Raw genomic sequence first — 23,387 nt, forward strand, 5'->3', positions numbered from 1 at the left:
TGTCTGCTTCCATGCTTCAACCCTATGTAAGAACATGTCGCAGAAACTCGTAAACCTACGAAAAAACCATATAAATATATTACTAGAGAAGACCTACCACTTAACATTATACAATGGGCTACTCACAGCGTAAAGAGGAAGTTGAGAAATCATTCCACTTACAGGAATAATAGTAGTCCCAAGGTACTACATGCCTCGTTTTTGCAATGTCATGTAATTAAACGCACAGTAGCTCAAAAAGTTGCGCTCCGTTCAAAAAAACTTCTGAGATTTTTTTCGATTCGGTTGTTTATGTATTGCTACCCTTCTCTAAGTATGTGTTTAGTATAGCTTGGCCTATCAATCTCGTCATTGCAAAACATTTTCCATGGATAAACTTACTTTAGAAAATATTGCATTGGAAATTAGCAGTAATTAATAAAAATTAATAATAGAGCAGATCGGCCAAGAGCCGAACTGCTCTACCTCATTAATTCGCGTAAATTGCTGGCAATGTTTTGTTGCTTGCCATAACTTTGGCGATCAGGATTGATGCGTCGCTGCGCAGCAGTCTGGATCTAGGCTCAAACACATAGCCAGCTTTCTTATCTTTAGGATCAATCATAGAGCCTTGAATAAAGCCTTTCTTCTGAATAGCAAGAATCGATGGTACCGCGTAATAGTCGGCGTTCGCGGAATCCTTAAACGCTTTATCCAGTGCAGCTTTTGCTTTAGCAGCGTTTGTCTCCAGCTTCAGATTAAGCGCTTTTGCTAGAATAACCGATGCGTCTTGGCGCGTCAACTTCGTATCCGGCTCAAACGTAACCGGCTGGGTGCCTCGTACGATACCCGCTCTAGCGGCTGTCTCAATATAACGGTAATCATAGAGAGCGTCTATATTCAGAATCGGGTCTATCGGTACATCGATAAAATGCTTTGGTCCTTCATAATTCAAAGGAATGCTCAGCGCTTTAACGATCATACGCGCGAATTCGCCTCGGGATACGTATTGGTCTGCACCAAAGATACCCGTAGGATCTTCTGCGTTCATAACGCCTTTAGCGAAAATAGCCTCCATTGCATTACGTGCATATGAATGGTCGTTGATATCATTAAAGCCATACGTCAGTTTGCCTACTACATAGTAGCCAAACTTCTGGAACGGTACCTTAATGGTGTGTTTCTTCTCGTCTACTGTACCACCCATGTTCTCCCACACATTCTCGTATGGATCATAACGGAATACCGTTACAACGGTTCCGGCGCCTTGCGAGATATTAGGATCATAGGACAACGTCAGTGTACCCGATAGGGATGGAACAACTTCCCTACCACTGCTGAAACGCTTGAAGAATTGTTGGGTTGGGTCCCCCTGAACCATTGCGTATGGATAAGGGTCCTGACCGCTTGTTACCGGATCATAGGCTTTGGTAGCATCGTCATCCGCCAGGCCTCCGTCGATCCAGAAGAGCGAGCTTACTTTAATGAAACGATCCGAGAAAAATTCGCTCAAGTAATACGAACCAACTGCATTTTCCGACCAATAGTCTGCAGGCTGGCTTCTGAATTCATAACGGTTGATTACGCCATCCGTAGGATTGGCAATACCGAACAGAAGCTGGTTGCCGCTATAGATCTGGCTTGAATTGTTGCTTGTCGAGTTGTAAGAAGGACGAACAAGCTTGGTGTTTTTCGGGAAAGTCAATGCCAAGCTGCCATCGAACACTTTATGAGAGTTTGCCATTGTTTCCGTATATTGCGCACCGGGAATGTTCGCCGGTTCATAATTAACGGTTAAGGAATCCGTGATTTTATCCTTGCCGCGTGTAATGACAATCGGAATAGCTGTTTCTTTATTAGCCTTCAAGCCTGTTACGCGTACTTTGTATGCCGCAATCGGTACCGGAGTGACCGGGTCTTGGCTGTAATCAAGATAAGTAACTTTCTTTGCAGCAAGCTTGTTAATCGTCATGGAATCCGCGCCTGGCGAAGCAATAATGACGTCAACAAAGTTAGAATTCAGATTACGCTCTTCCGTTACTGGCGCAAGCACGGTATACGGAATAGCCACAGGGTCAACCTCGAGACGGTAAGTCGCGCGTGGACCTGCTTCACCGCTGTTAAATACGGTGAACGTAAAGACCTGTGCACTTCCGTCTTCAGGAATTTCTTGATCTTCCATGATGAAATAGAAGTACTGTTTATCAATATCGTAGTAAACTTTGATGCCTGCTACAGGGCCTGCTCCATTTTTAGCTGCAGAATTAATAGCCTCTCCAGCCACTTTACCATTGGAAGTTGGGGTGAACTCTCTAGTTAAGTCCCATGTAATATCTTTTGTGAAATTTGGAGAACTCACCTTTAAAATATAGTTCTTCAAAAGACTGTCATCCGTATTAGGATTTCCGTCTGGATTCTGAAGTTCTGCCATTTTGTTTGCAATCTCTATCGGATCGTCACCCAGGTCTACAAAATCGAATGTACCGTATACATTCATTCGAGCTTCTTTTGTCGAGTAAATATTCGATACATTTGTGAAGTTAGGGTCGTTTGCCAGCGGTTCTTGCAGGTTCACACTGTACGGATATACACCGTCCGTATTTGCTGCCGGAATGGAAGGCAGATTAGTTGGAACGATATTAATTTTGACTGTGTTTTCATAATTGTTCTTGGATGTCTTATAAACGATTTTGAAGGTGTTTTCGCCTGTTTTGTTCAGAACGCCGAAAGCTGTTGCTTTTATCGTATCTACGCCGTTTGAGTCCTTTTTCACAGCAAGTTTAAATTTGGTCTTAGTAGTAGAACCATTCTGCTCAAGCGGAACCTCTACGTTGTTAATATAGAAGAAAACGGTTTGAGGTTTAGAATCGCCTGCATAAACGATCTCGTCTTCGTTAGCGATGTTCATAAATTGACCAGCGAAACTGCCAAGCTGATCAAAAATGTACTGAATGCCATCGCTAACTTTCATTGTCGTGTCGTAATTAATCTGCATTCCATTGTACAAGCTGTCGTATTTCACGAAAGGACCGTACAAAAGCTTAATAGAAGCGCCTTTAAGGGAATTATTGTTCTTTACTTTAAAGTAAAGTTGTTGGGTACCGGCCGTAGGCAGTTTTGAAATTTCCATAAATACGCGAAGGAATGGAACAGATACGCCGTTGACATTCTTATACACAACTTGATTCACCGTATCTTGACTAAACGTGATGCCTGCTGCAGGAAGCAAGTCCTTCCCAGCACTATCTACTAGTGAAACGATATTGTCTAAATTTGTTCCCAAGGAGTTGTAGTTCCCAATCAGTACCTCAACACCCATCGGAAGCGAGTAAATATTCGCGTTCTCAATGTCAGTGCCTTCGAGTACTTGCAGCTTGGTAAGATCGCCTTTCATTCCTGCCGTATAGCCAGTCAGGTAGTTGACGTCATAGATATATGGCAATGTGCTGTTGTGGAGCGTTAATGTATAAGTTCCTGATTGCTGGGATTGAGCATCAACAACGTTATACCCTTGCATTTTGAACCGATATGGCGTCTCATACGAAAAACCGGTAGAGGATGTGTCGCCAATAGCAAAGCTGAATGAAACTGTAATGTATTTTGTAGACGGTGTTATGGAATCCTTGTCTGGGCTGACACCTATAATATCTGTCGCTGTAAGTTGATAGTTTTGTCCACCGACCCATTGCGGCAAATATTGAAATTGGCTAGCCAGATTGGCAAAGTCCGCTACATTCGGCGTATAGGCGTTATTCGCGTACTTAACCGGAATAATCGCTTTACCCGAAAGAGTAAGGTTCTTATTGGCACCTACGGACAGATCCGATGTTTTATCTAGATCAATAGATGTTGTGCCATCCGTTACCGACATATCATAGAAGGTCGAAGAACCGTTGTAGAACGCAATCTCCCTTGTTGTCTCTACAACCTGGCTGTTATTGTACACGCGGATCGTGACAATGTTTTTGCCTGCTTTGATATTTAACGGAGAGGCAACGAACTTGTAATCGCCCGCATCGGACACATTATATTCGTAGCTCTTACCGTTTACGGAAACCGAAACTTTAGTCGCATTTGGCGCTTTACCGCTGATGGAGATATCCTCGCTTGTTTTGCCGTCAGACAAAGCCGACTGCAGAACCGTTGTTTGATCCTCCAATATCGGGTAGCTTGTACCGCGAATAGTCGCCGTCAAATCATAAAGCATCGGACTGTTGCGGTATTCGATATAAATCGACTCGCTGACGGTAGAAGTACCGTAGATCCCTTTAAACGTCAGCTTATTAAGACCCGGATACAATTCCACGTTATTAACCGAGATATTGTTTCCGCTTAAAGAGATATTGGCCGTCTGATTCTCGATCGAATTTACGACGGTCTCTTTGCCACCGCTAACCGAAACGTTGTAGACGCTGTAGCTGATCGAGTTACCTACTACATTGTTGATTGTACCTTTCAGGGTTACGCGTTGGTCGGTCGTAATCCTTGCGCTTCCTGAAGTATACTGCTCATTCGGAAATAGGAAATACGTCCCCGCGGCGGATGCTTTGTGCGGTGTACTAAACGGCGGCAGCAGCGTAATTAGAAGCGCCAGTGACAGCACAAGGGATAATAGCTTTTTCAAAACGATGTTCCTCCTTTATGTAATGGCTGTTAGCGTAATAAATAAATGAACGATCGACGGTTCCAACTGGTTGACATTGCAATTAGAGGTCGATTGTAAATACAACTGTATGTCCCGATTTACTTCCTCCCTCGTTAGCTTCGGCTGAAGAATAGTTCTGTACTGTTGTTATCGGTCCGCTAGCCCTAAAATGTTAGTTCATTTGGCAGATTGGAATGATAAAGAAATTTTTAATGAAGCCTGTTCTCCTACAAAAAGAGGGTTAAGGTCTTTGAGGGAGCTTAACCTCTAATTTGCTGCTTATATTTCCGCTCTTAAGAGCCCTTATGGATCTTAATTTACTCCAAATCGCTTAATTCAGTGAAGAACACTGCCACTTCGGCTGCATTAAGGTCCCTGAGGGACTTTAATCTCCAATCTAGCTACTCTTTAATCGCCCTTAAGGTCCCTCTGGGACTCTAACGCAAGAGCAACGCAACTTCTATTCCGGCACAGAACTTGTAGGGCAAAGATGGACAGGAATGCAAAAAAGGTTGTTCCTTACGTAGCCCAGAGGACTGCCTAAAGGAACAACCTTATGTTATAAAGATATCAAATTATTTCGAGCTTCTAGCATCGACCTTCGAACGAAGCATGCGGTTCAAGAAGTTAATAAGCGGACGACGCGACTTGTCTACGATACCGATGAGCTCCGCGCCAATCTGAAGGCTGAAGATCACCAGACAGATCACGATAAACGTAATCCAGTTCGCGGAGGACGATTGCACTACGGTTGATTGCAGAACCGCAAATCCGCCGAACACCGCAGCCACGCTCCAGATAATAAGAACGGTCTTGCGATGGCTGAAGCCAAGTTCTTGCAGACAATGATGCAGATGTCCTTTGTCCGGGGCGAAGATCGGGCGCTTGTTCACAAGACGACGGATAATCGCGAAGAACGTATCAGACAACGGTACACCGATGATAAGCAGCGGAGTTACGAACGATACGATCGTAATCTGCTTGAAACTCGTCATCGACAGCATCGCCAGGCAGAAGCCTAAGAACAATGAGCCGGAGTCACCCATAAAGATTTTGGCCGGATGGAAGTTGAAGTACAGGAATCCAACGATACCACCCAAGAGCAGAACGCTGAGCAAGATAATCGGCACATTGCCCATAATGATCGCCATCACGAGGATGGTACCGATCGCAATGGCGGATACGCCGCCTGCCAGCCCGTCCAGACCATCGATCAGATTGATCGCGTTCGTCACGCCCACGATCCAGAAAATCGTGATCGGAATGGAGATCCAGGCTTCAATCGGCTGCATCGTTGCGCCGAACGGTACGTTCAGCAGGTCGATCTTCACTCCGAAGCCGAATACCACTACGCAAGCCGCTGCGATTTGCGCAACCAGCTTTACCTTGGCCGACAGCTCGAAGCGGTCGTCAAACGCGCCAATAAGGATAATCATCGTACCGCCAACCAGAACGGCGCGGATCAGATTCTCTCCCTCGTGGTTCAGCAATCCGTCCGGAATGAACGGCATCAGAATAAGAAATCCGACTGCAAAAGCAAGATAGATCCCGAGACCACCCATACGAGGCATAATCCGCGTATGTACTTTGCGGTGATTCGGTTTATCTATCGCTCCAACCTTGAAAGCGAATTTTTTAACTAGCGGTGTCATAACTAGAGCTATTATTAGAGATATGATAAATCCTAGTGTGTACAGTAAGCCTGCTGGCATATTGTGCAGCTCCCCTTTTTCTTTCTACCGAAGTGAATTATACTCCGACAGAAGAAGAAACTCCAAATCCCGTTTTCACGTGTTTTCAACGGTTTTGGGAGGTTATTACGTAGTAGGGCGTGGTTTCTTGACGTTTTCTTTATCGCGAACCACTTTCACGACGAATTTCGGCAATACCATCATTCTTGGCAGCCTTTTCGGCTCCTGTAATAACCGGTAAAACCACTCCAAACGCAGCTTCTGGAATAGCAATGGCGCTCTTTTCAACTTGCCTGCAATAATATCGAAGCTTCCTCCAACTCCCATAATAAGCGGGACTCCAAGCTGCTTCTTATATTTGGCAATCCAAGGCTCCTGCGTTTCCGCGCCCCGTGCCACAAACAATAAATCCGGTGCTGCCTGCCGAACCGCTTCGATTACTTCCGCGTCCTGTTCAGGACCAAAGTAGCCGTTGCGGCAGCCTACGATGCGAACCTGCGGATATTGCAGTTGCAGCTTCTCGGCCGCCGCTTCAATAATTTCCGTCGATGTGCCAAGCAAATAAGCTGTCCATTTCCGTTTTTCGCCCTCTTGCATAAGACGATGCAACAGGTCAAAGCCCGTTACGCGTTCTGTCACCGGGGTTCCCACATAATTGGCCGCCCATACGACTCCCGCACCGTCCGGTACGATAAGCTCGGCTTTTCTCATCATCTTGTAGTAATCCTGGCTTTCCACAGCCGACATTACCATAATCGGATTAGCCGTAATGACATGCGTCTGGCGCTTGTGTTCAATTGCTTCTGTAAGATAATTGACCGTCTCGTCCATGCTCATCTTGGAGAATGGAATTCCGTAAATCGGCACCGTTGGGACTTGTTTCGACAAGTGAAAATCACCTCGATATGGTATGACGCAATAACTGCGCAATTTGTTGCGCTGGCTGCTGCGATTGTTGTCTTAATCGTTCGATCGCTTCGCGATGCTTCTCTTTCCAGCCGGTTGCGTCGTCCAGCAGCCGCTGGGCGCTGTCCGCGAAAGCGATTGGATCAAGCTGTTCGGTCGTGCCGACCGGCGTTAGACCGAGACGGTGAAGGAACTGATCGATCTTCGGATCGTACGATAAGCCAAGCATCGGAACCATCTGGTTCGCCGCGTAGATAAGCGCGTGAAGGCGCATGCCGAACAGCGCATCGCAGCGGCTTACCTCCAGCAGCATTTGCTGGGGATCGTCGCCTGGGGCGGCCAGCTCAGCCGAGCTTCCGCCGGCCAGCCTGCCGCTGAGCCTTTCCATGACCACCTTCGACGCTTCCGCATCGTCGGGGGTATGGAACGGTAAGAACCTCAGCCGCACCGGGCGGCGGCTGGCCAGCTCGGCCAGCGCGTCCGCCGCGCGGCCAAGATCGGCGCCGTCCTTGCGCCAATGCCGCAAGGATACGCCTAGCACGGGCACAGCCGCTGCATCATCGGCGGCTGCAGCCCGCCCCGCAGCCGCGCCAGCCGGCAGCGGCAGCCCCATTACCGGATCGGGTACAACCTCGATCCGGCCGGCCGCAACGCCAATCCGCTTCAATAACTCAGCGGATTCGGCGTCCCGCACCGACACATACGCGCTCTTCCGCATGCTTGAGCGGATGAGCGGATCCATCCAGCGTCGGTTCACCGGCCCGATCCCTTGCGAATAAATAAACGTCGGCTTGCCAAGCCATTGGGCAAGCTTGATGATTCCGGTGTAATACGGAATCGTCTTTGCGCTTGTGGCGTCCTGCAGCAGGCTTCCCCCGCCGCTGATCAGCCCGTCGCTTGCACGGAGCGCGTTCAGCACATCCTTCGGATGCATCCTCCGGACGGCTTCCACGCCGTACATGCGGCTTGTCCAAGCCGGGTCGGCCGATAGAACGACCGGCTGAATTTGAACACCGTTAGCTTCGCCCTGCTCGGCTAACGCAAGCAGGATCGAGCGGAGTACCGCTTCATCGCCGCTGTTGCGGAAACCGTAGTAGCCGGAAATCACTATTCGGTAATTTTTTTTATCAGTCCCGGTGACCATTTACGCCATACCCCTTCCACCACTTGCCACACGCCGATCAAGATCAGGCCGATAATCGCGCCAAGGCCAAGACCGAGGAATACGCGGATAATCGAAATGTACAGCGGCGTATGAATGTGAGCGAACGTATCGACCATCGACAGCTGTCCGATCGAGCCAACAATAATGAACACCCACGCTGCGCGGTAGCGTAGCGCAAGGAACAGACCCGCCAAGAGCAGCGGATGCGCCAACAGGAATTCCTTGCTTCGCGGACGAACGCCAAACGTCTGCTCCAGCCAGTTGCGGAACGTCAGCTCCAGCGAGGAAGCCGAACCTTCGTTGCCTGTCCGAGACAGGTAGTACATACCTACTACGGCAATTACCACAAAGGCCACAACCATAAACACCGTAATCGGCATATTGGCGAATTTGCGGATACGTCGTACCGGAGAATTGCCGGTATAGAGCAGCACGTAAATCGCCGTTAAGCCGATAGGCGCCAAATGAAGCAGGCTGACGCCGCGGAACTGCTGCAGCACCATGCTGTACGTAATATTGTTCAGAAGACCAAAGACAAAAGGCACCGCCATCAGCGAGATCAGTGCGGTTACGATAAACCAGATCACCGCAAGGCCAAGGCGACGACCTACCGTCAAGCCTTCGAATATCCATTTGCCTTCGCCAGGAGCGCCGGCTCGTCCATTCCAGGCGGCCCCGCCCACCGTGCGGAGGCTGCCCTCGGTACGGGAATAGACGCGATTCATGACCCAGACAAGCGCAAGGGTAGGAGCACTGATGCCGGCTCCAAGAGCCAGCGCCTGCTCGGCAAGCGGACTGTTAATCTGGAACAGGCCAGCAGCCCCAACGAGACCGATCAAATAAACCGGAATCAGCGTACCTGAGATAAATACGTTAATGAGCAGGGCGATCAGAGCAACGGCACCTGCAGCTACAACCATCTTAAGCGGCTTGATATAAGACGGATGCTTCACGTCAAACGGCTGTGCCAGATTCGGAGAGAAGCCTTCGTCGGTCATTCGCTGAACCAGACCGTCTTTGCCCTTCATCGTGATATAAAGATTATCCAGACCGCTTACGACAGCCGACTTCTCCAGGCTTGTCTGCACGCCGGCATTCAGGAAGAACATTCGAATGTTGCGGTCCTTCGCAGCAAGCAGGAAGCGGTCGGTTAGCACCTCCGGCGATTTGCCGATAGCATCTTCAGCCGACAAGGAATACAGGCGTACGATATTATAATTTGTAATATATGCTAATTTATTTATGCCGGCTTGAGGTTTTTTCAAATTCTCGATCGTTGCGATACCCATACCGTATTTGTTCAGCAAATCAGCGAACGAATTCAGGCTGTGAAGCTCGACCTGATCCTTATAGCCTTTCACCGTAGCACCGTCAAACAATACGCGAGTTACGCCAACTTCCTTCAGACGGGCCAGCTGCGCATCCGTTGCGGCCTCATCGTAAGGCAGCACGCGGTCCGAGAACCGGGCCAGGATGTGAAAGCCTTTGTCGTGCAGAGTCTGAAGCGTAATCGGGTCAAAATCCATCGGCTGCAGCAGCACGGACTGCAGCGGCAATTCAACGACAAGGCCATTGCGGCCGTCAAAGGACCACGGACGGTACGTTGCACCGGCGTGATCCATTGCCTGACGGACGATTGGTCCGATCTTCTCTTCCTCTTCCGGGCCGCTGAACAGAATGTAAGTATAGTTCTGTCCTACCGGCTCCAGCTTGCTTTGAAGCAGAGCGATATCCTTCGAGCTGTAATATTTCAAGCGTCCGGCTTGGGAAAGCTCCTTAAGGGAGCTTTCGTACAGGGACATCGTCGTAATGCCGGCGCCTTTCATTTTCTCCAGCTGCTCATCGATAAACTGCTGCGGCCGCGTCTGGTATTCCGAGATTTCAACCAGATCGCGATAATCGAATACGTATTCCACGGATTTCGAGGATGCTTCCATATTCATTCGATTCATACCGATCGGCATTGCGGCGATTACGCCAATAATTGCAATAACCCACAGCCAGAGTATCGCTTTGCGGTTCCATTGCTGCCAACGTTGAAGCACAATAATCCTCCGTTCAATCTCTTGCGAATGTAATCCCTATTTGACAATAACCCGCCTCGGCGGATTAAGCTTTGCTGTCTACGCGTTCCATCACGGCGCCGCGGAGCTTTCCAAGCAGCTCGGCTGCATGCTCCGTGGACTCCCCGCGAACGGCGAAATACACTTTAATCTTAGGCTCCGTACCGGATGGACGCAGGCAGAACCACGATCCGTCGGCAAGCATGTATTTCAGTACGTTCTCCGGACGAAGTCCGTCAAGTCGGCCAAGATAATCAAGCACTTTTTCCACCTTCACGCCGTTGATCTCGGCAGGTGGATTGTTGCGCCAGTCATTCATAATGCCGGCAATCTGCTGCACGCCGTCAAGACCCTTCAGCGTACGCGACTCAAGACCTTCGAGATAGAAGCCATGCTTCGCATACAGCTCAAGAAGAACGTCGTACAACGTTTTTCCTTGACTGCTATAGTATGCCGCCGCTTCGCAAATCAATAACGAAGCCACAACCGCATCTTTGTCGCGGGCATAATCGCCAGTCAAATAACCGTAGCTTTCTTCATAGCCGAACAGGAAAGTATGCTCGCCTGTTTGCTCGTAAGCCGTCATTTTCTCACCAATATATTTGAAGCCAGTCAATGTATTCTCTACGGCTGCGCCATAGGAACGAGCGATATCGGCCCCCATCTCGCTGGTAACGATCGTTTTGATCACGACGCCGTTAGCCGGCAGCTGGCCGCGCTCCTTCAATTGACTGAGCACATATTCGATCATCAGGGCGCCCGACTGATTGCCTGTCAGGACGACATATTCACCATTATTGTTTTTTACAACCGCACCCATGCGGTCGGCATCAGGGTCCGTACCCATAATAATGTCGGCATTAATCTCTTGAGCAAGCTTCATCGCAAGCGTAAAAGCTTCGCGCTCTTCCGGATTCGGAGATTTGACCGTGCTGAAGTAACCGTCAGGCGCCTCCTGCTCGGCTACGATATGAACATTGCTGAAGCCCGCTTTGCGCAGTACTTCGCGTACAGGCAGGTTACCCGAACCGTGAAGCGGCGTAAAGACCACTTTGAATTTCTCTCCAAGGCCGCTTTGCAGCAGCTCTTTGTTCAAGCTTTGCGCAACAACGGTATCCGTGTATTGCTCGTCTGCTTCCGCATCAAGCCATACAAGAAGACCTTGCGCTTCCGCGTCCTCGCGGCTCATTCTTTTCACTTGATCAAAACCAGTCACCTGGCCGATCGATGCAATAACTTGCTCTGCGTCTTCAGGGATCAGCTGGCAGCCGTCCGCGCCGTAGGCTTTATAGCCGTTATATTCCGGCGGGTTGTGGCTCGCCGTAATAACGATACCCGTCGAGCAGCCAAGCGCGCGTACCGCATAAGAAAGCTGAGGCGTCGGGCGCAGCGATGGGAACAGATAGGTTTTCACGCCGTTTGCCGCAAGCACTAGCGCGGAGTCAAGCGCAAACTCGGGCGAGTTGTTACGCGAATCGTGAGCGATTACCGCGGATGGCTGCCCCTCTACTCGGGAGAGAATCCAGTTCGCAAGACCTTGCGTAGCTTTGCCTACGGTATATGCATTCAGACGGTTTGTGCCTGCGCCCATAACGCCGCGAAGACCGCCTGTCCCAAACTCAAGGTCGCGGTAGAAACGGTCCGTAATTTCCTTCTCTTGTCCATCAATGCCGCGAAGCTCTTCCTTTGTAGCCTCATCGATAAGCGCATCATTCAACCAAGCTTGGTAACGTTCAATTGCCTTTTCATTTTGATTCATTAAACAGCTTCACTCCTTTTTTATAAAAAGATGATTATGAGAAAACCTCTATCGAAGCCATTCGAAGATGAGCGACCGCGTTTAGAGGTAAGTTTTATCGCCAAATAAAAATTTCAAACTTCCATTATTCTGGAACTCATGAAATTTTATTGTGGTGGGAAAACCTCTATCGAAGCCATTCGAAGATGAGCGACCGCGTTTAGAGGTAAGTTTTATCGCCAAATAGAATTTATGTTTCCACTATCTCGGAACTTATAAAATTCTATTGTGGTACTTAGCGTTCCGACAAGGCAAACATAAGCTCGCCTTCCGCAACCACTTGGCCGTCAACTTTTGCTGTCGCTTTTCCTTTGCCGATTGGCCCTTTAAGACGGGTAATTTCCACTTCCAGCTCAAGCGTGTCGCCCGGTTTTACCTGACCGCGGAAACGGAAGCCGTCGATGCCGGCGAAGAAGCCCAGCTTGCCGCGGTTCGCTTCAACCATCAGCATGGCAACGGAACCGACCTGCGCGAGCGCCTCAACGATCAGTACACCCGGCATAACCGGATATCCGGGGAAGTGCCCTACAAAGTGAGGTTCGTTCATCGTTACGTTTTTGATGCCTACGGCACGGACGCCCGGCTCTACCTCTGTAATGCGGTCAACGAGCAGAAATGGCGGGCGATGCGGTATGATTTCTTGGATTTGATTAATATCGAGCATGAATATTATTCGCTCCTTTCACGGGTTAACAGGTATAAAATACGTTTACAATACGAAAACTGATAGTATCCTTCATCAAACTGCAGGTTGTGAAGGTTGAGATAAGGGGGCTTGGCTGGCGGATATCGATAATCCACGGGCCAAGCCTCTTTGTGCGCCTACTGCCTATTGCCCCGGCCCAATGGTTTTGTTCTGTCCGGAGCCCGGCTTGTTCAGCGCCTGGAACAAAATAATGTACACAATCGCCGTCAGGAACGAGAAGGCAATAGCTGCCCACAAGTACGTTGCTGCAAACGGTGCTTCCAGAAATACAAACATGATGCCGATATAAAACAGCACCGTTGTCAGTTTGCCCATCCAATTCGCCGGCACGGTCTTTTTACCTTTAAAGTGAAACACCATGCCTCCGGCTATCATTCCCAAATCGCGCAAAAAGATCGCTGCAGCCGCTGCCCACGAAATGTGGCCGGCAAGAAGTAGCGATAAAATGACGGAAATGAACATCAGCTTGTCTGCGAGCGGATCGAGCATTTGGCCGACTGTCGTTACCTGCCCCGTGCGCCGGGCAATATATCCGTCGAGTATATCCGTGAGGCCTGCTGCCACGACAACCAGAAAGGCGTAAATCATGTGTCCCTGCGCGAATATCGCGACATAGACGGGGATCATTGCAAAACGCAGCGACGTTAAAAAATTCGGCAGATTCAAACGCGCACGCCCCTCTACCTTTATCCGTTTCTTCCATACAAGGTTCCCAATCATTATACAACTACCATATGAAAATGAAAACAGCACTGGCTGTCCGCGGAAACCAAAAAAAGCTGCTCCCCAGTCACCATAACATAATGACTTCCGGAAACAGCCCTTCATTAATAAATATTCATGTTCTACGTATCGGAGAAGACCAAATCATACATATGCTGCCAGGTCTCCCAATGGAATACATCGCTGCCAGGCTGCTTGCCTACAACCGCATATCCGACATACAAACCGGTGATGAGCATAATAACCATGATGACCGGCACAATACTTTTGCGCAAAATCCAAAATGTGATTCGCGCACCAGTGGAACGCTGCTTTTTCTCGGAATGGTCGCCGTCCACCGCTTTGCTTCTTTCCTCGACTGGCGGCTTCTCCTGATTTTTCGGCGCGCTCCGCGTCAGAACCGCCCGTTCATCCGTCATACTCTCACCCTATCTATTTGCGCAGGCTGTTGGCTAACCCCATCATGGTGTCGCTGGACGTTAAAGCTCTTGCGGCCATCTGGTAAGCACGCTGCACATTAATAAGCTCCGTCATCTCGTCACCCAGATTAACATTCGATTGCTCTAGGGCGCCCTGACGAAGCGCTATGCCATTCTCGCCGCTTGGCGTTACGTTCTGCAGCACGTCTGCCACGTTAATGCCGTCGGCTATTTCATACAAATTATCCGCTACCAGCGTTAAGGCTGCGGGACGGGTTGCTTGAACAAGCTTGATGGAGCCAAGCTCAATCGTGCTTCCGTCAGTAGCCACGCCTTCCGCCGTACCGTCCGGATTAACCCGAAGCTGATAGCCGCTTGGCACGACAAGAGGTCCCTCGCCTGCCGGCGTATTCGCAACAACCGGATATCCTTCCGGCGTTGCCAAAATCGTATCACCGTTTGCCGCAACCGTCAACTGCAGTGCGCCATTGCGGGTATAAGCGCGGTCTCCGTTTGCGTTAACGGCAACCTCGAACAAAGCGTCGCCTTCAATCGCAAGATCGGTATCCTTTTCCGTCGTTTTGATCGTCCCCTGCTGCAAATTCGGCTGAATCATCGCAAGCCTCGAGCCCCAGCCTTGATTGAAGTTCAGGGAAGTCAGTCTTCCGGGCTGATTAAAGGCATCCGGCTGCTTCCTTGTATTATTCAGCAAATCCTCGAAGGTAGCTTCCTTACGTTTATAGCCTACCGTATTCACATTCGCAATATTATCCGCCAGCATGTCCAATTTCTGCTGCAGGGCATTCATCGATACGCTGGCATTAATCATCGAGCTGTTCATTTATGCTTATGCCTCCTATACCCGGCCTACTTGATTAACCGCTTTATCCAAGCTTTCATCGTAGAATTGGATAACCTTCTGGTTCGCTTCATAAGCGCGCAGCGCGGCCATCAAATCTACCGAGGATTGCGCGGCATCAACGTTGGAGCGCTCTACGTAGCCCTGCCGCACTTCAACGCGCTCACCCGCGGCAACGGGACGGACATCCTGAGCATCGCCGGCCAGACGGAATTTACCGTCCCCTTCGCGGGCCAGCTCATTGGGATTATCAATCCGGGTCAGCAATAGCTGTTTTCCCGAATCCGCTCCCGTCTTTGCGTCAACGAAACGCTGGTCCGCCGTCAAGGTCAGGCCGTCAAGGCTGACGCCGGAAGGGAATTGAATCGGGTTGCCGTCCGTCCCGAGCACATTCGATCCGTCACCGGCTACCAGGAAGCCGTCCGATGTCAAGGTAAAGGAGCCTCCGCGCGTATAGCGGATCTCGCCGTTCTTGTCCTGCAGCGTAAAAAAGGCTTGAGGCTGGAACGTCACTTGGCCGTCCGGCGATACGTATTTGCCCGAGGCATCAAAAGCCATTCCCGGCACATCGATATTGGACACAAGGGCAAAGTCCGACGACTTGCCCGTCTGCATCAGGTCGCCCTGCAGATGAATCGCAAGGCTTTCTTCGGCAAACACGCCGGTGCTGACCTTGCCGATCTGCTTCTCATCCTTCGCGTCTACTCCCGTCAGCGACAGCAGCATCTCCGGAAAAGATCGGGTTACCGCATAGGTTTGCTTATAACCTGGCGTATTAATATTGGTAATATTATTCGTTATCGTATCGTGTCTGCGCTGCTGCGCGGTCATACCCGCCGCAGCCGTATAAAGACCTCTTAACATGTGCGCCTCCCCGGCCGGTCCGCTTACGAAGCCGTGCTCTTAAAAAATCGTATCTCTTCTTATATAATATCGGCTTCGCGCAGAGCCGCCGTTATAGATCCTCCCTGCGACCTTCGACTCATTTATGCCTTGGCACGCCCCCCACAGCGCCCTACCCGCACAAATTTAGGCCCGGCTTTTTTTGCCGAGCTTGTCCAAGTTATCCAGAAGAATGCCCGTCCCCTTCACGACGCAATGCATCGGGTCCTCCGCAATAAGAACGGGAACCTTAAGCTCGTCCGCAAGCAGAGCATCCAGCCCGTCCAGCAGCGCGCCGCCGCCGGTCAGAATGACACCACGGTCGATAATATCGGCGGACAATTCGGGTGGCGTGCGCTCCAGCACCATTTTAGCCGAAGCCACAATCGACATCACCGGATCCCACAGGGCTTCGCGCACTTCCGCGGAACGAATTGTAATCGTCAGAGGCAGACCGGATACCATATCGCGTCCGCGAATGTCGATCTCGTCATGCCGTCCATCCTCGTACACCGTACCGATCTTGATCTTGATATCCTCGCTTGTCCGCTCACCGATCAGAAGACGGTACTTGTCCTTGATGTACTTCATAATCGCCGCATCGAACTTGTCCCCCGCGACTTTGATCGAGGATGAGGTCACAACGTCGCCCATCGACAGAACCGCCACGTCGGTCGTTCCCCCGCCGATATCCACGACCATGTTGCCGCTAGGCTGGAATATGTCCATCCCAGCCCCGATAGCGGCAGCCTTTGGCTCTTCCTCCAGAAACACTTCCTTGGCGCCGCTCCGTTCAGCCGCTTCGCGAATCGCTTTCTGCTCTACCGACGTAATATTGGTAGGAGCGCAGATCAGAATGCGCGGACGGCTGAACCATTTGCGGCCTTCAACACGGTCAATAAAAGCCTTAAGCATAATTTCCGTAATTTCGAAATCGGCAATAACCCCGTCGCGAAGCGGACGGATGGCAACGATGTTGCCTGGCGTACGCCCAACCATGCGGTGTGCTTCTTCGCCAACGGCGAGCACCCGTTTCGAATCGCTTTCAATCGCGACTACCGAAGGTTCGTCGAGAACAACGCCCTTCCCTTTCACGTGAATGGATACATTTGCTGTACCCAAATCAATACCGATATCCTTGCTAAGCATAAGGCTATAGTCCTCCAACCAATAATGTAATCATCCCGTCCATAAATAGTTCCCACGACATAGGACATACTGATGTACATTATTCGCCAAAAACCACAAAATTCCTCTTATCTATGCGCACAAAAACTCGAAAAATGTTTAGCTTTTGCCAGCTGCGATAACTTCCCGTTTCTTCGTGCTGGTCTTCTTGTATTTGATCTTTGTAGCTTCGCCTCCCCTCAGATGCCGGATCGACTTGTGATACTCGAGAATGTGCTTCACCTGGTCCGCCAGATCGGGGTTGATTTCCGGCAAACGCTCGGTCAAATCCTTATGAACCGTACTTTTGGAAACGCCGAACTCTTTAGCGATCGTACGTACCGTATGTTTGGTTTCAACGATGCAGCGACCTATTTTAATGGTTCGTTCTTTGATGTAATCATGCACGTTCCCGCCTCCCTACTCGAGATAGTTTGGTACAGTATATGAGGGGTACGGGTATATATTCTTTATGGTCAAGCCTTAGTGGCGTGTTTGGCCTAAAATTTTCATAAAAAAACGAAACAGGCAGGGGTTTCCACCCCTGCCTGTGAGACTTTCGTCCTATTTTTTCTCTTGAGCGAGCGATTGGCCAACAAGGGAAGCCGGGTTAACCGACTTGCCGTTCTCCTGCACGCTGAAGTGAAGGTGAACGCCGAGATCCTTTTCGAGATCGTTGCGGCCCGCTACTGCGATTTTCGTTCCTTGCTTCACATCGTCGCCTACGGCTACTTGGATGTCGCTAAGGCTTTGGTATACCGTTACGAGACCGTCGCCGTGGCTGATCTCTACAACGTTACCGTTTGTAGGATGCTTCTCAACGCGGGTTACTTTACCGGAGAGAGCAGCGAGTACGTCAAACGGTTGATCGCTTGGATCCGCAAAGTCTACGCCGGTGTGAGGAGCAAGCGTGTTATCGCCGATTTGGATAACGGCTTTCGCTTTCTCGTCGCTCGTTGCGTTTACATCATAGTAAGGGAGCACTTCATCCAGGTTGTCTTTGTTTACTACCGGCCATTCCAATTTCTCGCCTTTTCTTTCCGCTTGGAGCGCTTGGTCATCCGGCTTCGCAGCATCGCTGCCTGCAACGGTCTCCGTGTTTTCGGAAGTCGTAGCTGAAGTTTCTTTGGTGGTGTCCGAACCCTGGTAGATCCACATTAAGGCTACGATGATTGCCGCGGCTGCCATAAATGCTGCCGGGGTTACCCATTTCTTCGACAGCAGTTTTTTAAAGCCATTGCTAGACTTAGCGGCAGATACTTCTCCTATTACGTTTTTAGGAGATTCTTGCTTTGTTTTGTTTTGATTTTCATTCATTTGATATCACCTCACTAGCCATTGTTGCCAGAACAACTAGCTTTATACGTGAGGGATTACTATTTTTTGAGAAAAGAAACTTTTAATGAAATTTCGCTGCAAGCTTCGAAGCTTGTTCGACTTTTGTGCCCGTATAATAGTAGGTTACGATTTGCTCGGCGCTTTTCCCTTCTTCCGCCATGCCGTTAGCGCCCCACTGGCTCATGCCTACGCCATGACCGTAGCCGAAGGTGGTTATCTCAATCTCGTCCCCATCCAGCTTCCACGAGAACTCTGAGGAAGCCAGTCCAAGCTTCTCCCGTATTTCCCGCCCGGTATACGTCTTGCCGTCTATCCGAATATCGGCGATCCGGTTGCCCGCTGTTTTGTCCAGCACCCGAATATCCGGTTTTCTCTTGCTGGCTAGCCCTAGTCTTGCGTAAAAATCAGAGAGTTGCAGCTTCACCGTCTCCTTATAGCGGGGCGAAAGCCGCTTGTCCCAAGGACTCGCTACGCTTCGAAGGTAGGGAAGCTCCTCCTGAAAATATTGCTCCGAGTTTTCCGTATACCCATTGCTCGTGGAGAAAAATACCGCCTGAATCGGCTCGCCTTCATAGGTAATTACTTCCCCGCGAGTCTCGCTTACCGCTTTGTTCAACTTCGCCATCCTGGACTCCTGTTCATTCTGTGGCCAAAGCTCCTTTAGCTTATCTAGCGAAATATAGATTTGATGGTCAATCGTATCGGTGACATCCGCACGGGAAGCCGCGCCCGTTGCCGGCATGCCGCTGTGATCATCCAGCTCAAGCCTTCTCACTATATAAGTACGTGCGGCGATGGCCTGGGCCTTTAACGCCTCAAGGCCAAAATCGGCGGGCATTTCCCCCGCAACCACGCCTCTGACATAAGTCTCCAGCGTAACCCGCTCCGTACGTTGTTCCTTAGTCAAATAGACCGTAATATACGTATCCTTGCCGCCTGCTGCCGTTGCCGGCTTTTCGGATGGAGACGGCAAAGGCGCCTGCCCGAACCCGTCGGCAGACGCCTTATTGCTAGACGTTACGCCGCTCTTCTCCCCCTGGAACCGATCAAGTCCGGTACTGCTTGATTCCGCGTTCCGGTATGCGGAAGTCGCAAGCAGCACAGACATACTCATCGCAATTCCAATTCCGAAGGCCGTCCAGCATACAACGGCCAGCCATCTGCTGCCGGGACGCCTGATCGCCCGTTTCGTTCTGCCTATTACGTATCTCATAGATCTCCTCTCCGCCTATAAGCCGCTTTAAGAGAGTGGACTCTCTTAAAGCCGGCCTTGATGGATTTATTCTATGAGCCTGATTAATAGGATAGAACCCGCGGTTCTCGTTCAAGCACGACGTATATTCTATTGTTTTTAGTCATGGCGCAGCGCATCTACAGGACGTAGACTTGCTGCCTTGTTGGCTGGCAAATATCCAAATACGACACCTACGAAGGCCGAGAAGCCAAACGACAGAAGCATCGTATTCATCGGCACTTCGGTTGGCGTTTTCATAACCTGGCCAATGATATAAGAGGCTATATTGCCGATAAGGATACCTAGTAGTCCTCCAAGACCGCTTATCACGACGGCTTCTACGAGAAACTGGAATAAGATGTCCCTCTTCTTCGCCCCTAGCGATTTCCGTATACCAATCTCTCGGGTACGCTCCGTTACGGAGACAAGCATAATATTCATTATCCCGATTCCGCCAACAACAAGGGAGATGGCCGCCACGTAGATCAGCTGCCGGTTCATCGTTTCGTTAACGGAATTGAGCGTCTTCATCGCTTCTTCCTGATTAAGAACCCGGTAAGCATTCTCGTTGCCTCGAAACTTCTCGTACAAGTTAGCTTCTACCTCGCTCACAACCGAAGACATCTGCTTGGTGTCCGTCACCTTCATATTAATCGTGGTTACGCCATTAACCTGAAAGATCTTCTGGGCCGTCGAAATCGGAATGAGAATCTTCTCGTCATTGGAGCCCGTCAACGAGTCGCCCTTGGATTCGAGCAAGCCTACGATTGTGAAGATATAACCGTTTATCGTAATCTTGCGTCCGACCGCGTCCTCCGGATCCACTCTTTCATCCTCGAACAAGTCTTGAGCGGTCTGCGTACCGATAAGCGCTACCTTTGTCTTGTTATTGATATCGGGAGCAGCAATATACCTGCCGTCCTGCACGCTGAAGTCTTTGACTTCCTCATATTCCGGCGTAATGCCCTCTACGCTTACGGACACTTGAGTCCGGCCGTATTTGGCATAACCGGTTGTGCTTGTAATGGGAGCAACCCCGCTAACGTTATTCAAATCGCCTAGCTTCAGTGCCTCATCGACAGATAAAGAGGTTACCGTACCGCGTCCCGTGATCGTAACGGACAGCGAATCCGGACTGCCAAGCGTCGAGACCTGGCTTGCCACTTCATTGGATGATGCCTTGCCCATTGCCACAAGCGCAATAACGGTCGCAACCCCAATCAGAATGCCGAGCATCGAAAGGATGGTTCTAAGCTTGTTCGATAAGACGCTTTTGACCGCCATTATGAGGCCCTGCGAAATCTTCATGGCTGTCCCTCCTTTTCTGCTCCGTCAGCACCCCATCCCGGATGATTACCGTACGGCTCGCACGCTGAGCGACCTCCATGTCATGCGTAATCAATACAATGGTCTGCCCGGCACGATTAAGCTCCTCCATCATGCCGAGCACTTCCATGCCTGTCTTGGAATCAAGCGCGCCTGTCGGCTCATCCGCCAGCAGGAGCGGCGGATTGGTTGCTAGTGCCCGGGCAATCGCTACGCGCTGCTGCTGACCGCCGGACAGCTCATTCTGGCGATGACCCATTCTCTCGCCAAGCCCAACGCGCTCCAGCGCTTCCATCGCCCGGCTGCGTCTTTCCTTCGCAGACAGTCCCCGGTAGATTAGCGGAAGCTCGCAATTCTCAAGCGCCGTCAGCCTGGGCAGTAAATGATACCCTTGAAAAATAAACCCGATCTTCTTATTGCGCATCACCGTCAGCCTGTTGTCGCTTTGCCCGCGCACCTCCATGCCGTCAAGCTTGTAGCTGCCTTCATTCGGTACGTCCAGACAGCCGATGATATTCATCAGCGTGGACTTGCCCGAGCCGGACGGGCCAACGATAGCCAAAAAATCGCCATGGTTGACCGTCAGCGATACATTGTGCAGGACCGTCATTTTCTCTCCGGCCATCTTGTAATACTTGACGATATCATTCATTTCAATCAGTGCGGATTGCCCGGTCATCGTGCACCACCGCCGCCAGTTGCTGCCCGTGTCGAGGTTCGTACATTTCCGCCTCCGCCGCTGAAGCTGACTCCGCCGCCAAAGCCGCCAGATGGGAAGTTACCGCCGAAGCCGCCTCCACCGAAGCCGCCGAACTGCTTTTGTTGCTGCTGCGTGGAGGAAGAGCCCATGCCTTGCGCACCTGTTGCTACCGGAATCAGAACGGTATCGCCTTCCGCTAGACCGGATTTGATCTCCACGTAAGTTTCGTTGCTGATCCCTACCGTCACTTCCTTCAGCTGACCGCCAAGCGTAATGCTCTCTCTCATCTGGTTGGCCATGCCATTTCTTCCGCCTTGGCCTCCCGCCGCACCGTTGCCTCCAGGGAAATTACCGCCTGATGCATTGCCTTGGCCAGTTCCACCACGGTTCGTACCGCTGCCGCTTGGCGCGGTTCCTTGCGCTGCTCCCCCAGGAGCAGCGCCTCCGCCTGGAGCCGTTCCTCCCGGAGTTGTTCCCGTTCCGCTCTGATTGCCGCCGTCCGCAGCCGCTATATTGCGGCCTGTGCTTTGGCCGCCTTCCGCAGTCGTTGTTCCCCTGCCGGCGCCTTGGAATCGGCCGCTGCCTCCGCCAGTTCCGCCTCTGCCCTGCCAGCCGCCGGCTGCAGCCGCTTCATTGCCGGTTGCGCCCTGCGTACCCTGGTTGCGTTGACCTTGTTGTTGGCCGCCTTGGCTGCCCGTTGCCGCGCCCGAACCCGCTGCGCCTGTTCCCGTACCTGTTCCGCTTCCGGTACCAGGCACGCGGACATAGGATTTTCCGCCGAATTCAACAACCGCATTTACCGGCACAAGCACGGCATCCGTGCTTTGCTCCGTTACGATATCCGCCTGGCCGGACATGCCCACCATAACGCCGTCAATATCATTGAGCAGCAAGCTGACGCTGTAGGATGCGGAACCGTTGGAAGATGTACCTTCCTTCGCAATTTCGGATACCGTTGCTTCAATGGTATGGTCCGTAATTGCGCTAAGCGTAATTTGAGCCGTTTGCTTCAGCTTAACGTTTGGAATATCGAGCTCATCAATGCCCGTGACAAACTCAAGATGCGTATAATCAACAATCTCGGCAATGGTTGTATTGGCCTGAACCTCATCGCCAACGCTTATATCGCTTGTAGTGACCTCGCCGTCAATCGGGGCGATAACCTGCTTTACTTCTTTCGCTTGATCCTCGTAGATTTTTTGAAGCTGATCGTTATAATCATCTATGGTTGATTGCAGATCATCAATCTCATCCTTGATTGACTTCGTCGTTTGCTCTTCATTCTCCGTACCGATCGCCTGTTTATACTCCTCTTGCTTATCGGCGATTTGACTTTTTGTTTTGGTGATATTTTTGTTAATCGTCTCGATCTGATCATCGTAATTACTGTTATCCTCGAAAGTGGCTAACACCTGCCCTTTCTTCACCTTGTCCCCTTCCTTGAAGGAGAGCGTCGCTATCGTGCCGCTTTTGCCTGCGGTTACCGTCTCTCTCGAGTTGGCCTCTACCGAGCCCGTACCGCTTATCGAGGTCTTAATATCGCCTTTGATCGCTCTAGCCTGTACGGCAAGAGGCGTCTTAGTTGTTGCCTTATCGTCGCGCATGTAATAGTAGTAATACGCGCCCCCGCCGGCGGCAGCAAGAATAATGATTATACCAAGCCATAATGTCCACTTCTTCATTGACTGTACTCCACCCTCCATCGGTCATATCTACCGACGAATATATCACGGGAAAATGAACAGAGCATGAACAAGCCTATGCGAATAGGACTATGGGCTTCAAA

The 23,387-nt window shown here is 50.6% G+C and carries 18 protein-coding genes; all 18 read right to left on the reverse strand.

Annotation, left to right across the window (positions count from 1 at the left end; all coding sequences use genetic code 11):
• Nucleotides 1-469: 469 nt before the first annotated feature.
• The 18 genes from WFJ73_RS30410 to WFJ73_RS30495 all read right to left on the reverse strand — a co-directional run bounded on the left by WFJ73_RS30410 (nucleotide 470) and on the right by WFJ73_RS30495 (nucleotide 23,283).
• Nucleotides 470-4,603, reverse strand: a complete 4,134-nt coding sequence (locus WFJ73_RS30410; protein ID WP_336776630.1) for an S-layer homology domain-containing protein — start codon at nucleotides 4,601-4,603, stop codon at nucleotides 470-472.
• A 596-nt stretch (nucleotides 4,604-5,199) separates the two neighbouring features.
• Entirely contained in the window at nucleotides 5,200-6,336 is a 1,137-nt protein-coding gene (locus WFJ73_RS30415; RefSeq protein WP_201002414.1) for a glycosyltransferase family 4 protein, read from the reverse strand.
• Between the two features lie 105 nt (nucleotides 6,337-6,441).
• Nucleotides 6,442-7,152: a WecB/TagA/CpsF family glycosyltransferase gene (locus tag WFJ73_RS30420; protein WP_336776653.1), complete on the reverse strand. Its 711-nt coding sequence runs from the start codon at nucleotides 7,150-7,152 to the stop codon at nucleotides 6,442-6,444.
• A 58-nt stretch (nucleotides 7,153-7,210) separates the two neighbouring features.
• A complete protein-coding gene (gene csaB, locus WFJ73_RS30425; protein WP_336776631.1) occupies nucleotides 7,211-8,365 on the reverse strand; it encodes a polysaccharide pyruvyl transferase CsaB in 1,155 nt (384 codons plus the stop codon).
• On the reverse strand, nucleotides 8,329-10,431 hold the full coding sequence (locus WFJ73_RS30430; protein WP_336776632.1) for a DUF5693 family protein: 2,103 nt from the start codon (nucleotides 10,429-10,431) through the stop codon (nucleotides 8,329-8,331). The genes csaB and WFJ73_RS30430 overlap by 37 nt, the downstream gene beginning before the upstream one ends.
• A gap of 64 nt (nucleotides 10,432-10,495) precedes the next feature.
• Nucleotides 10,496-12,208, reverse strand: a complete 1,713-nt coding sequence (locus WFJ73_RS30435) for a phospho-sugar mutase (protein ID WP_336776633.1) — start codon at nucleotides 12,206-12,208, stop codon at nucleotides 10,496-10,498.
• Between the two features lie 274 nt (nucleotides 12,209-12,482).
• On the reverse strand, nucleotides 12,483-12,911 hold the full coding sequence (gene fabZ, locus WFJ73_RS30440) for a 3-hydroxyacyl-ACP dehydratase FabZ (protein ID WP_015847330.1): 429 nt from the start codon (nucleotides 12,909-12,911) through the stop codon (nucleotides 12,483-12,485).
• A 165-nt stretch (nucleotides 12,912-13,076) separates the two neighbouring features.
• Entirely contained in the window at nucleotides 13,077-13,619 is a 543-nt protein-coding gene (locus WFJ73_RS30445; RefSeq protein WP_336776634.1) for a CDP-alcohol phosphatidyltransferase family protein, read from the reverse strand.
• A gap of 179 nt (nucleotides 13,620-13,798) precedes the next feature.
• Nucleotides 13,799-14,095 (reverse strand): DNA-directed RNA polymerase subunit beta, encoded by a 297-nt coding sequence (locus WFJ73_RS30450; RefSeq protein WP_336776635.1) that lies wholly within the window; start codon nucleotides 14,093-14,095, stop codon nucleotides 13,799-13,801.
• A 13-nt stretch (nucleotides 14,096-14,108) separates the two neighbouring features.
• On the reverse strand, nucleotides 14,109-14,936 hold the full coding sequence (locus WFJ73_RS30455; protein ID WP_201002420.1) for a flagellar hook-basal body protein: 828 nt from the start codon (nucleotides 14,934-14,936) through the stop codon (nucleotides 14,109-14,111).
• Between the two features lie 15 nt (nucleotides 14,937-14,951).
• Nucleotides 14,952-15,818, reverse strand: a complete 867-nt coding sequence (locus WFJ73_RS30460) for a flagellar hook-basal body protein (protein WP_336776636.1) — start codon at nucleotides 15,816-15,818, stop codon at nucleotides 14,952-14,954.
• 165 nt (nucleotides 15,819-15,983) lie between these two features.
• Nucleotides 15,984-16,985 carry a rod shape-determining protein MreB gene (mreB, locus tag WFJ73_RS30465; protein WP_336776637.1) on the reverse strand — a complete coding sequence of 334 codons (1,002 nt, stop codon included), beginning with the start codon at nucleotides 16,983-16,985 and terminating at the stop codon, nucleotides 15,984-15,986.
• A gap of 138 nt (nucleotides 16,986-17,123) precedes the next feature.
• Nucleotides 17,124-17,411 (reverse strand): sporulation transcriptional regulator SpoIIID, encoded by a 288-nt coding sequence (spoIIID, locus tag WFJ73_RS30470; protein ID WP_015847336.1) that lies wholly within the window; start codon nucleotides 17,409-17,411, stop codon nucleotides 17,124-17,126.
• Between the two features lie 156 nt (nucleotides 17,412-17,567).
• Nucleotides 17,568-18,320, reverse strand: a complete 753-nt coding sequence (locus WFJ73_RS30475; protein WP_336776638.1) for a M23 family metallopeptidase — start codon at nucleotides 18,318-18,320, stop codon at nucleotides 17,568-17,570.
• 82 nt (nucleotides 18,321-18,402) lie between these two features.
• Nucleotides 18,403-19,554, reverse strand: coding sequence for a stage II sporulation protein D (gene spoIID / locus WFJ73_RS30480; RefSeq protein ID WP_336776639.1), 1,152 nt, complete (start codon nucleotides 19,552-19,554; stop codon nucleotides 18,403-18,405).
• Nucleotides 19,555-19,692: 138 nt separating this feature from the next.
• Nucleotides 19,693-20,883 (reverse strand): ABC transporter permease, encoded by a 1,191-nt coding sequence (locus WFJ73_RS30485; RefSeq protein WP_248756724.1) that lies wholly within the window; start codon nucleotides 20,881-20,883, stop codon nucleotides 19,693-19,695.
• Nucleotides 20,825-21,580, reverse strand: a complete 756-nt coding sequence (locus tag WFJ73_RS30490; protein WP_336776640.1) for an ABC transporter ATP-binding protein — start codon at nucleotides 21,578-21,580, stop codon at nucleotides 20,825-20,827. The genes WFJ73_RS30485 and WFJ73_RS30490 overlap by 59 nt, the downstream gene beginning before the upstream one ends.
• The gene (locus WFJ73_RS30495) at nucleotides 21,577-23,283 is read right to left on the reverse strand and encodes an efflux RND transporter periplasmic adaptor subunit (RefSeq protein ID WP_336776641.1); all 1,707 of its coding nucleotides are present in this window, start codon (nucleotides 23,281-23,283) and stop codon (nucleotides 21,577-21,579) included. Before WFJ73_RS30495 ends, WFJ73_RS30490 begins: the two co-directional genes overlap by 4 nt.
• Nucleotides 23,284-23,387: the final 104 nt, after the last annotated feature.

The sequence above is a fragment of the Paenibacillus sp. MMO-58 genome, assembly GCF_037146255.1.
In the GTDB taxonomy this organism is placed as follows: Bacteria; Bacillota; Bacilli; order Paenibacillales; family Paenibacillaceae; genus Pristimantibacillus.

What these genes read in the sequence shown, in the direction of transcription:
- WFJ73_RS30415 (WP_201002414.1), bottom strand. Translation starts at nt 6,336, where the DNA reads ATGCCAGCAGGCTTACTGTACACACTAGGATTTATCATATCTCTAATA.
- WFJ73_RS30420 (WP_336776653.1), bottom strand. Translation starts at nt 7,152, where the DNA reads ATGAGCATGGACGAGACGGTCAATTATCTTACAGAAGCAATTGAACAC.
- csaB (WP_336776631.1), bottom strand. Translation starts at nt 8,365, where the DNA reads ATGGTCACCGGGACTGATAAAAAAAATTACCGAATAGTGATTTCCGGC.
- WFJ73_RS30435 (WP_336776633.1), bottom strand. Translation starts at nt 12,208, where the DNA reads ATGAATCAAAATGAAAAGGCAATTGAACGTTACCAAGCTTGGTTGAAT.
- fabZ (WP_015847330.1), bottom strand. Translation starts at nt 12,911, where the DNA reads ATGCTCGATATTAATCAAATCCAAGAAATCATACCGCATCGCCCGCCA.
- WFJ73_RS30450 (WP_336776635.1), bottom strand. Translation starts at nt 14,095, where the DNA reads ATGACGGATGAACGGGCGGTTCTGACGCGGAGCGCGCCGAAAAATCAG.
- WFJ73_RS30455 (WP_201002420.1), bottom strand. Translation starts at nt 14,936, where the DNA reads ATGAACAGCTCGATGATTAATGCCAGCGTATCGATGAATGCCCTGCAG.
- WFJ73_RS30460 (WP_336776636.1), bottom strand. Translation starts at nt 15,818, where the DNA reads ATGTTAAGAGGTCTTTATACGGCTGCGGCGGGTATGACCGCGCAGCAG.
- mreB (WP_336776637.1), bottom strand. Translation starts at nt 16,985, where the DNA reads ATGCTTAGCAAGGATATCGGTATTGATTTGGGTACAGCAAATGTATCC.
- WFJ73_RS30475 (WP_336776638.1), bottom strand. Translation starts at nt 18,320, where the DNA reads ATGAATGAAAATCAAAACAAAACAAAGCAAGAATCTCCTAAAAACGTA.
- spoIID (WP_336776639.1), bottom strand. Translation starts at nt 19,554, where the DNA reads ATGAGATACGTAATAGGCAGAACGAAACGGGCGATCAGGCGTCCCGGC.
- WFJ73_RS30485 (WP_248756724.1), bottom strand. Translation starts at nt 20,883, where the DNA reads ATGAAGATTTCGCAGGGCCTCATAATGGCGGTCAAAAGCGTCTTATCG.
- WFJ73_RS30490 (WP_336776640.1), bottom strand. Translation starts at nt 21,580, where the DNA reads ATGACCGGGCAATCCGCACTGATTGAAATGAATGATATCGTCAAGTAT.
- WFJ73_RS30495 (WP_336776641.1), bottom strand. Translation starts at nt 23,283, where the DNA reads ATGAAGAAGTGGACATTATGGCTTGGTATAATCATTATTCTTGCTGCC.